Annotated in this window: 5 protein-coding genes; 3 read left to right on the top strand and 2 right to left on the bottom strand. The window is 71.5% G+C overall.

Annotated elements, in window-relative coordinates; translation table 11 throughout:
- Nucleotides 1-234 precede the first annotated feature (234 nt).
- Nucleotides 235-585, bottom strand: coding sequence for a hypothetical protein (locus tag PV341_RS43860; protein WP_500360840.1), 351 nt, complete (start codon nucleotides 583-585; stop codon nucleotides 235-237).
- A 200-nt stretch (nucleotides 586-785) separates the two neighbouring features.
- Here PV341_RS43860 and PV341_RS43855 point away from each other — a divergent pair, with 200 nt between their 5' ends.
- The 3 genes from PV341_RS43855 (at nucleotide 786) to proC (ending at nucleotide 3,184) form a co-directional block, all read left to right on the top strand.
- Nucleotides 786-1,574 carry an ABC transporter ATP-binding protein gene (locus PV341_RS43855; protein ID WP_500360838.1) on the top strand — a complete coding sequence of 263 codons (789 nt, stop codon included), beginning with the start codon at nucleotides 786-788 and terminating at the stop codon, nucleotides 1,572-1,574.
- Nucleotides 1,571-2,308: an ABC transporter permease gene (locus tag PV341_RS43850; RefSeq protein ID WP_500330146.1), complete on the top strand. Its 738-nt coding sequence runs from the start codon at nucleotides 1,571-1,573 to the stop codon at nucleotides 2,306-2,308. The genes PV341_RS43855 and PV341_RS43850 overlap by 4 nt, the downstream gene beginning before the upstream one ends.
- 66 nt (nucleotides 2,309-2,374) lie before the next feature.
- On the top strand, nucleotides 2,375-3,184 hold the full coding sequence (gene proC, locus PV341_RS43845; protein WP_500330144.1) for a pyrroline-5-carboxylate reductase: 810 nt from the start codon (nucleotides 2,375-2,377) through the stop codon (nucleotides 3,182-3,184).
- A 45-nt stretch (nucleotides 3,185-3,229) separates the two neighbouring features.
- Here the strand turns inward: proC and trpS are convergent, their stop codons facing one another.
- Nucleotides 3,230-4,228 (bottom strand): tryptophan--tRNA ligase, encoded by a 999-nt coding sequence (gene trpS / locus PV341_RS43840; RefSeq protein WP_500330142.1) that lies wholly within the window; start codon nucleotides 4,226-4,228, stop codon nucleotides 3,230-3,232.
- Nucleotides 4,229-4,797: the final 569 nt, after the last annotated feature.

The raw sequence follows: 4,797 nt of genomic DNA, 5'->3' as shown, positions 1-4,797 counted from the left end.
GGGGATGAAGGTCTTCACGCGGGTGTCCTCCATTGCGCCCCGGCGCCGGCGTGGGCGGGGGCGTACGTGGTCGAGCAGTGTGGGGGGACGGTTCTCCCGGACCGCGGGCGCCGCGTACGAGTGCATGTGCGTGCACGTGGACGCGCGGGCGCCGGCGCGGGCCCGGGCCGGGTGGGGCCCGGGCCGCGGGCGACGACCGCGGTCAGGAGGGAAGAGCAGGCGGCAGGCCGTGCCTCAGCAGCGGAACGCGCCGAGGGCGATCGGTAGTTCTCCGGATCTGGAGAGGGGTACCGCCTGCCGGGCGGTCCGCGGCGCCGTCACGGCGGCGGACACCTGGGCGCCTACCGCCGGGACCGTCTCATCGGTCCCGGTGCCGCCCCGTGGTGCCGGTGCCGGTGCCGGGACGCTCACGGTCCCGGGCAGCACCAGGCGTATGCCGTTGCTCCCGTGCCTGCGTGCCAGGCAGTTCCGAGTCTCGGGCTCCACGCGTGCCACCGTCGTGCCCGCGCCGCGGCCGGAGACGGGAACGGGCTCGGCGGCGGCGCAGCCTATCGCCGCGAACAGGGAGAGCAGCAGTGCCGCCATGACGGCGACAGCACGCGCAACTCCCTTGGCCGATACCACAGGTGCCCCCGTTCCGATGCGTAGCCGCCCTCCATTTTGCGCAGACAGCCTCTCCATTTTGCAAGCTCTTTAAGCAAACGGAGTGTAAATGATCCGTCACGCAAACGGATGTATCCGCTGCTCCTTGACGCCCCGAGGCGCCCCGGAGCATTATTCACCGCATGATGAATAAAGCCGAGGAGCCCGGAGGTCCGGGCCCCGGACCCGCCGTGCACGCCTCCGGGCTCACCGTCGTCCGCGGCGGCCGCACCGTCCTGGACGCCCTGGAGTTCACCGTCCCCCGTGGCGAGATCACCGGCCTGCTCGGCCCCAGCGGCTGCGGCAAGTCGACCCTCATGCGCGCCGTCGTCGGCACCCAGGCGGCCGTCACCGGCACCCTCGACGTCCTCGGCCTGCCCGCCGGCCACCGCGACCTGCGCCCCCGCGTCGGCTACGTGACCCAGGCCGCCTCCGTCTACCTCGACCTGACCGTCCGCCAGAACCTCGAGTACTTCGCCGCCGTCCTCGGCGGCGACGCCCCCGGCCACGTCGAACGCGCCATCGCCGACGTCGACCTGGTCTCCCACGCCACCGCCCTCGCCGGCAACCTCTCCGGCGGACAGCTGAACCGGGTCTCCCTCGCCGTGGCGCTCCTCGGCACCCCCGAACTGCTCGTGCTCGACGAACCCACCGTCGGCCTCGACCCCGTCCTGCGCCGCGACCTGTGGGAGCTCTTCCACCGCCTCGCCGCCGAACGGGGCGCCGCCCTCCTCGTCTCCAGCCACGTCATGGACGAGGCCGAGCGCTGCCACCGGCTGCTGCTCATGCGCGAGGGCCGCATCCTCGCGCAGGGCGCCCCCGACGAGCTGCGCGCGGGCACCGGCGCCCCCACCGTCGAGGACGCCTTCCTCCGCCTCGTCGACGAGGCCGCCGGGAAGCTCCCCCACCAGGCCGAGGAGCCCGTCCGATGAGCACGCGCCGCACCCTCGCCACCGCCCGCCGCGTACTGCTGCAACTGCGCCACGACCCGCGCACCATCGCCCTGATGGTCGTGGTGCCCTGCGTCCTGCTCACCCTGCTGTCCTGGGTCTACGACGCAAGCCCGCGCACCTTCGACACCGTCGGCGCCTCGCTGCTGGGCATCTTCCCGCTCATCACGATGTTCCTGGTCACCTCGATCGCGACGCTGCGCGAACGCACCTCGGGCACCCTGGAACGCCTGCTGTCCATGCCGCTCGGCAAGGGCGACCTGCTGGCCGGGTACGCCCTCGCCTTCGGCGCCGTCGCCGTCGTCCAGGCCGTCCTCGCCACCGGGCTCGCGGTCCTCGCGCTCGGCCTCGACGTCACCGGCTCCGCCTGGCTGCTGCTCCTGGTCGCCCTCGCCGACGCCTGCCTGGGCACCGCCCTCGGGCTCTTCGTCAGCGCCTTCGCCGCCAGCGAGTTCCAGGCCGTGCAGTTCATGCCCGCCGTGCTGCTGCCGCAGATCCTGCTCTGCGGACTCCTCATGCCGCGCGACCGGATGCAGCCGGTGCTGGAGGCCATCTCCAACGTCCTGCCCATGTCGTACGCCGTCGACGGCATGCAGGAGGTCCTCACCCACACCGGCGTCACCGGTGACTTCGTCCGAGACCTCGCCGTCGTCGCCGGCAGCGCCGCGCTCGCACTCGCCCTCGGCGCGGCCACGCTCCGCCGCCGTACGGCCTGATCCCGCAGGGTGACCGCACCGTGGACGGCACGGCCTCCGGGCCGCCCACGGTGCGAGGATGACCCCATGACGCAGAAAGTCGCGGTGCTCGGCACCGGCAAGATCGGCGAGGCCCTCCTGTCGGGCATGCTCCGTGCCGGCCGACAGCCGGAGAACCTCCTCGTGACCGCCCGCCGCCCGGCGCGCGCCCAGGAGCTGCACGCCCGCTACGGCGTCGAATCGGTCTCCAACGAGGAGGCGGCCAAGACCGCCGACACCCTCATCCTCGCCGTGAAGCCGCAGGACATGTCCGCCCTCCTGGAGGAGCTCGCCCCGCACGTCGCCGCCGACCGGCTGGTCATCAGTGCCGCGGCCGGCGTCCCGACCTCCTTCTTCGAGGAGCGCCTCGCGGACGGCATCGCGGTCGTCCGCGTCATGCCCAACACCCCCGTCCTGGTCGACGAGGGCATGTCCGTCATCTCAGGCGGCAGCCACGCCGCCGAGGAGCACCTGCTGCGCACCGAGGAGATCTTCCAGCCGGTCGGCAAGACCCTGCGCATCCCCGAGTACCAGCAGGACGCCGCCACCGCCCTCTCCGGCTCCGGACCCGCGTACTTCTACTACCTGGTCGAGGCCATGACCGACGCCGGCATCCTCCTCGGCCTGCCGCGCGCCCAGGCCCACGACCTGATCGTGCAGTCCGCGATCGGCGCCGCCGTGATGCTCCGCGACAGCGGCGAGCACCCCGTCAAGCTCCGCGAGGCCGTCACCTCCCCGGCCGGCACCACCATCAACGCCATCCGGGAACTGGAGAAGCACGGCGTGCGCCACGCCCTGATCGCCGCCCTGGAAGCCGCCCGCGACCGCAGCCGCGAACTCGCCTCCGGCAACGGCTGACCGGCCGGCCGGGTTCAGCAGGCCCCGGCCGCCGTCAGCACGTCCTCAGCCCGGCGGCAGCAGCCCGATCGCCCGGTAGGCCGCGTCGACCGTCGGCCGGGCCAGGCCCCGCGCCCGCTCGGCACCGTCCCTGAGCACCCCGTCCACGTAGCCGGGGTCGGCCACCAGCTCCGCGTGCCGTTCCCACAACGGCCGCAGCTCCTCCACGACGGCCTCGGCGGTGTCCATTTTCAGGGCGCCGTACGAGTCGTACCCCGCCGCGAGGTCCTGCGGCGCCCGGCCCGTGCACGCCGACAGGATCTCCAGCAGGTTCGCCACCCCCGGCCGCTCCTGCGGGTCGTACGCCACGTCCTGCCCGCTGTCCGTCACCGCCCGCAGCACCTTCCTGCGGACGACGTCGGGCTCGTCGAGCAGGTAGACGATTCCCGGGCCGGTGTCCTCCGACTTGCCCATCTTCGACCCCGGGTCCTGCAGGTTCATCACCCGCGCCGCCACCTGCGGCAGCACCGCCCGGGGGACGGTGAACACATGCCCGTAACGGTGGTTGAACCGCACCGCCAGATCCCGCGTCAGCTCCACGTGCTGTGCCTGGTCGTCCCCGACGGGCACCTCGTCCGCCCCGTACGCCAGGATGTCCGCCGCCATCAGCACGGGGTACGTCAGCAACGACAGCCGCACACTGCCGCCCCGCCGCTGCTCCCTGGCCGCCTTCTCCTTGTACTGGACCATCCTGCGCATCTCCCCGTCCGTGGCGGTGCATTCGAGGAGGTACGCCAGGCGGGCGTGCTCGTCCACATGGCTCTGCACGAAGAGCGTGCAGACCCGCGGGTCGAGGCCGGCGGCCAGCAGGAGCGTCGCCGCCTGGCGGCTCAGCCGCTGCACCCGCGCCGGATCGTGCTCGACGGTGAGCGCGTGCAGGTCCACGACGCAGAACAGCGACTCGGCCCGGTGCTGGTCCACAGCTGCCCACTGCCGCACGGCGCCCAGGTAGTTGCCCAGGGTCAGGTGCCCCGTCGGCTTGATCCCGCTGAAGACCCTCGTCATCGCTGTTCCTCCCGGCTGTGGGACCACCGCGGTCGGCGAGCCGGAACAGAGACACGTACGGCCGCCGAAGCGGCGGCCGTTGGATGCATGCGCTGAGCGAAGGCCGCCGTCAGGCGGCCCACCACAAGTACGAGTGCGCATGCTCGGTCATGCCCCGAAGGTAACGCGCAAACCTGTTGACGGCCACAGGTTTGAAGCACCCCGGGGCGTGGTGTAGTGTTCTCAAGCTGCCTCGGACGGGTCACCTTCCAGAGGTGGCCAATCAAGCCGCCCGGCGGCAAACCACTACTGCACGACTTCCCCTCGGGGACGATTTCGGCATGCCGAAATCAGATCCGAATGGCTCGATTATGAACCGCAGGGGAAATCCGCTAACGTAGTGGACACGCCGGAAGGCGCGAAACGAAAAACCCCGCTCCAATAGGGGGCCGGAAACGAAGAGCGGAAACGCGAAACGAATCTGGTAAGGTTGGAGACAACGAAGGGAAAGCCCGGAGGGGCCGGTGAAACGGTCTCGAAGGAAGCTTCCGTTCCTTGAGAACTCAACAGCGTGCCAAAAGTCAACGCCA

The sequence above is a fragment of the Streptomyces sp. PA03-1a genome (assembly GCF_033792805.1).
Classification (GTDB): domain Bacteria; phylum Actinomycetota; class Actinomycetes; order Streptomycetales; family Streptomycetaceae; genus Actinacidiphila.
This window is presented reverse-complemented; position numbering and strand designations above follow the sequence as displayed.